The following is a 4,414-nucleotide window of genomic DNA, read 5'->3' as shown; positions in this document are numbered from 1 at the left end:
CGGACGCCAAGAGCGCGCTCATCACCCTCGTCGAGCACGCCCTCATGGCCCGCCTCAAGTAGGTTTTCGGCCAGGGCAGTTGTCCGGAGCCGTCGCAACGGGGCGGCCGGAGTCGATCTGTGGCCTTCGACACGGCCCTCCCGGGGCTTCATAACATTTCGACAGAGAATTCGGGCGCCTCGGACACCCGACGCATCCGATCAGTGTCACTGCGCTCACGTGAGCCCCGCCATTTGGCGGGGCTCGCTCTTTATGCCCGTTTTATGTGAGGCGTGGACCACTGAAAGCGGCTCCGTCCCACTGTTTGGAACGGACCCCCATCACGTGCTGCAATTCATGAACTCCCGAGTAGTACGGCCCTGAACGAAACACCGGCACGACGTAGGTGCCGACGCGGAGAGGTTGTTGGTCGAGTGAGGCGAAGCATGGATGGCTCCGCGGAGCAGGAGGCGCGGGGCAACTTCACCCCGCCGTCGCGCGGTGCGGTGTCGCCCGCGGACGTACCGGTGACGCCCGTGCCCGCCCCCGCCCCCCGGGGCAGCTCCAGCAAGCTGTCCCCGCGCAACTGGCGCGTGCCCACCCGGCTGAACGCGATCCTCCTCATACCCGTGCTCGTCGGCCTCGTCATGGGCGGCTTCCAGGTCAAGGGGTCGATCGACACCTGGCAGGAGGCCCAGGACGCCGAGAAGACGGCGCTCATCGTGCGCGCCGCCTCGGAGTACTCCACCGCCCTCCTGAACGAGCGCGACCTGACGGCCGCCCCGCTGCTGGCCGGCAAGGACCGGGCCGGCGAGGACATCACCCGGGCGTACGCGACGACCGACGCGGCCCGCGCCAAGTTCGACGAGGCCGTCCGGAACATGCCCTCGGGCCAGGGCCTGGAGCGCCGACTGCAGGCGTTCAAGAACGAGGAGCCCAAGCTCGCGGCGCTCCGCAAGGCCGCCTACACGGCCGCGCTCGACCCGGTGAACACCCAGCTCGGCTACACCGGCGTGCAGCACTACCTCATGGAGTTCTCCAACGAGCTCGGCCTGGGCACCGGCAACATCACCAGCTACGGCCGGACCGTCTACGCCATCCAGCTCGCGCAGGCCGCCGGTTCCCTCCAGCGCTCCATCGGCACCCACCTGCTCGTCCGGCCCAGCGCCAAGGACGCCGTCTTCGCCCAGCAGTCGGTCGCGTTCAACTCGTACAACTACCTGGAGCAGATCGCCCTCGGCGAGTACAACTCCGGTGGCACCGCCGAGGACGTCGAGCGCCTGAAGAAGGTGATGGCCGCCAAGGCCGCCGCGGGCGAGAAGCAGATGCAGGCCGCGGACGTCACCCTGCCCAAGGGCAAGGACGGCTCGGTCTACACCGGCGTGGCCGGCCTGATCGGCACCGCCGAGGACGCGGACGCGATCAAGGCGCTCGCCGCCAAGGGCATCACCGCCGAGACCTGGATGGCGATCGCCACCGCCAAGTTCGACGGCTACAGCGAGGTCGAGAAGTCCCTCGTCGACAAGGCCGTGGCCGAGGCCACCGACATCTCCTCCGACGCCCAGACGGACGCCTGGGTCACCGGCGCCATCGTCGTCATCGCCCTGCTCGCCGCCTTCGTCCTCGCCGGGATGATGGCCCGGCAGATGAGCCGCTCGATGCGCGAACTGCGCACCGCCGCCTTCGGCATCGCCGAGCAGCGCCTGCCGATGCTGGTCGACCAGCTCTCCCGTACCGAGCCCGGCCGGGTCGACACCCGGGTGCAGCCCATCCCGATCGACTCGCAGGACGAGATCGGCGAGGTCGCCCGCGCCTTCGACCAGGTCCACCGGGAGGCCGTGCGGCTCGCCGCCGAGCAGGCCATGCTCCGGGGCAACGTCAACGCGATCTTCACCAACCTGTCGCGCCGCAACCAGTCGCTGATCGAGGGCCAGCTGACCCTCATCACCGACCTGGAGAACAACGAGGCCGACCCGGACCAGCTGGAGAACCTCTTCAAGCTGGACCACCTCGCGACCCGCATGCGCCGCAACGGCGAGAACCTCCTGGTCCTCGCCGGCGAGGAGCCGGGCCGCCGCTGGGACCAGCCGGTCCCGCTCGTCGACGTGCTCCGCGCCGCCTCCTCCGAGGTGGAGCAGTACGAGCGCATCGAGATCGCCGGCGTGCCGGAGGCCGAGATCCACGGCCAGGCCGTGACCGACCTCGTGCACCTGCTCGCCGAGCTGCTGGAGAACGCCACCACGTTCTCCTCCCCCCAGACCAAGGTCCGCGTCACCGCGACCCGTCTCCCCGACGGCCGCGTGATGGTCGAGATCCACGACAAGGGCATCGGCCTCACCGCCGAGGACTTCGCGGACATCAACCACAAGCTGGCGAACCCGCCCACCGTGGACGCGGCCGTCTCCCAGCGCATGGGCCTGTTCGTGGTCGGCCGGCTGTCCGACCGGCACGGCATCCGCGTCCAGCTCCGCCCCTCGGGCGAGCAGGCCGGCACCACCTCGCTGGTCATGCTCCCCGACGCGATCACCCACGGTGGCGGCGGCGAGCAGCCGACCCAGGACGACTTCACGGTCTCCCAGATCATCCCGCACCAGCAGCAGGGCGGCTTCGAGCCCGCCGTGGCCCCGATGCGGACCGCGGCCGAGCTCGGCTTCGACGACTCGCGCTACGAGCAGCAGGGCGAGGGCCCGCAGCTGGACCCGGTCAACCGCTCGCTGATGCGCGAGGAGCGCCGCGCGGCCCTGGAGGCCCAGGTGCAGGGCACCGAGGGCCAGCCGTACGGCGCGGAGCCCGAGCAGGGTCAGGCGTACGGCGCCGAGTACCCCCAGGATCAGGGCTACGGCCAGGAGTACCCCGCCCAGGGGTACGAGCAGGGTCAGGCGTACGGCTCCGAGTACGCCCAGGAGCAGCAGGGTTACGAGCAGCAGCCGCAGAACGGCTACGGCTACGCCCCGCAGCAGGGCTACGAGGGGTACGGCGCGCAGGGCGAGGCGTACCCGCAGCAGGCGTATGCGGAAGCGGCGTACGGCACCCAGGACGCGGCCCACACCGGCTACGACCAGGCGTTCGAACCCCAGTCCCACCAGGGCGAGTGGCCGGAGCAGAGCTCCTACCAGGGCGCTTTCGACCAGGGTTACCGACCGGAATCGGAATCTTCGCAGGCCGCTCCCGAACAGGGCGCCGAGCGCGTAGGCTTCGACCGTCCGGCTCCGGCTCCCAGTCCCGCTCCGGACACCGGCCACGGACTGACCGACGCCGGTCTGCCGCGCCGCGGCGGTGTCGCCCCGCAGGCGCCCCAGGCGCAGCAGCCCGCGCCGCCGGCCCAGCCCGCCCCGCCGGCGGGACAGGACGAACAGCAGCAGAACGAAGGCTCCGAGGAATGGCGCTCGGCCAATGACGAGCGCTGGGAGCAGGCCAAGAAGCTCCGCGAGCCGAAGGCGGGCGGAGTCACTCCGTCCGGTCTCCCCCGGCGCGTCCCCAAGGCCAACCTGGTCGAGGGCACCGCGGAGCAGACCCCGCAGGGCGGCCCCCAGGTCTCCCGCGCCCCCGAGGACGTCCGGGGCAGGTTGAGCAACCTGCGCCGGGGCGTCCAGCAGGGACGCAGCGCGGGAACGGACACGAACGGATCGGGCCTCGGCCCGGGTACCACCTACAACCAGGAGCGTTAGTGTGAGCATGAGCCAGGCGGCGCAGAATCTGAACTGGTTGATCACCAACTTCGTGGACAACACCCCCGGGGTGTCGCACACGGTGGTGGTCTCCGCCGACGGACTCCTGCTGGCGATGTCCGAGGGCTTCCCCCGGGACCGCGCCGACCAGCTGGCGGCGGTGGCGTCCGGACTGACCTCGCTGACCGCGGGCGCGTCCCGGATCTTCGAGGGCGGCGCGGTCAACCAGACCGTGGTGGAGATGGAGCGCGGCTTCCTCTTCATCATGTCGGTCTCGGACGGATCCTCGCTGGCCGTCCTCGCCCACCCGGAGTCCGACATCGGTCTCGTGGGCTACGAGATGGCCCTGCTCGTGGACCGCGCGGGCTCCGTCCTCACCCCGGACCTCCGGGCGGAGCTCCAGGGAAGTCTTCTCAACTAACAGACACACAGTGCGTATGACGTCACCGCACCGTTAGGGTGCGGTGACGCGGCTCCAAGGGACATGGACCGCGAGGCAGTCGGAGGAGGAGACGTGGGAACACCCCCGGGGGCGAACCCCTACAACGGATTCGACGCGCATCAGGCGCCGCTGGGCGACACCGCGCAGAACCGCTACAACTTCCCTTCCGCACCCAGCAGACAGGGTGTCCCCCAGTCCTACGGGCAGCCGCAGGCGCAGCCGGTGGCCCCGCGCTCGGCGGGCAGCTCCAGCGCCGGCGGCGGGCACAACCCGCTGGTCCGTCCGTACGCGATGACCGGCGGCCGGACCCGGCCGCGCTACCAGC

The 4,414-nt window shown here is 70.7% G+C and carries 2 protein-coding genes and 1 pseudogene; all 3 read left to right on the top strand.

The genetic code is table 11. The annotated features are described in order from the left end of the window. Positions 1–413 precede the first annotated feature (413 nt). Entirely contained in the window at positions 414–3,647 is a 3,234-nt protein-coding gene (locus IE321_RS40860; protein WP_190226688.1) for a sensor histidine kinase, read from the top strand. A 7-nt stretch (positions 3,648–3,654) separates the two neighbouring features. After that, complete coding sequence (locus IE321_RS40855) at positions 3,655–4,068, top strand: roadblock/LC7 domain-containing protein (RefSeq protein WP_030496939.1); 414 nt, start codon at positions 3,655–3,657, stop codon at positions 4,066–4,068. A 93-nt stretch (positions 4,069–4,161) separates the two neighbouring features. After that, positions 4,162–4,414, top strand: a pseudogene (locus tag IE321_RS40850) (DUF742 domain-containing protein); the annotation flags it as partial.

Origin of the sequence: Streptomyces hydrogenans (genome assembly GCF_014656075.1) — a bacterium.
Taxonomy (GTDB): domain Bacteria; phylum Actinomycetota; class Actinomycetes; order Streptomycetales; family Streptomycetaceae; genus Streptomyces; species Streptomyces hydrogenans.
The sequence above is the reverse complement of the archived record's forward strand: the minus strand, read 5'-3'. Positions and strand labels throughout refer to the sequence as shown.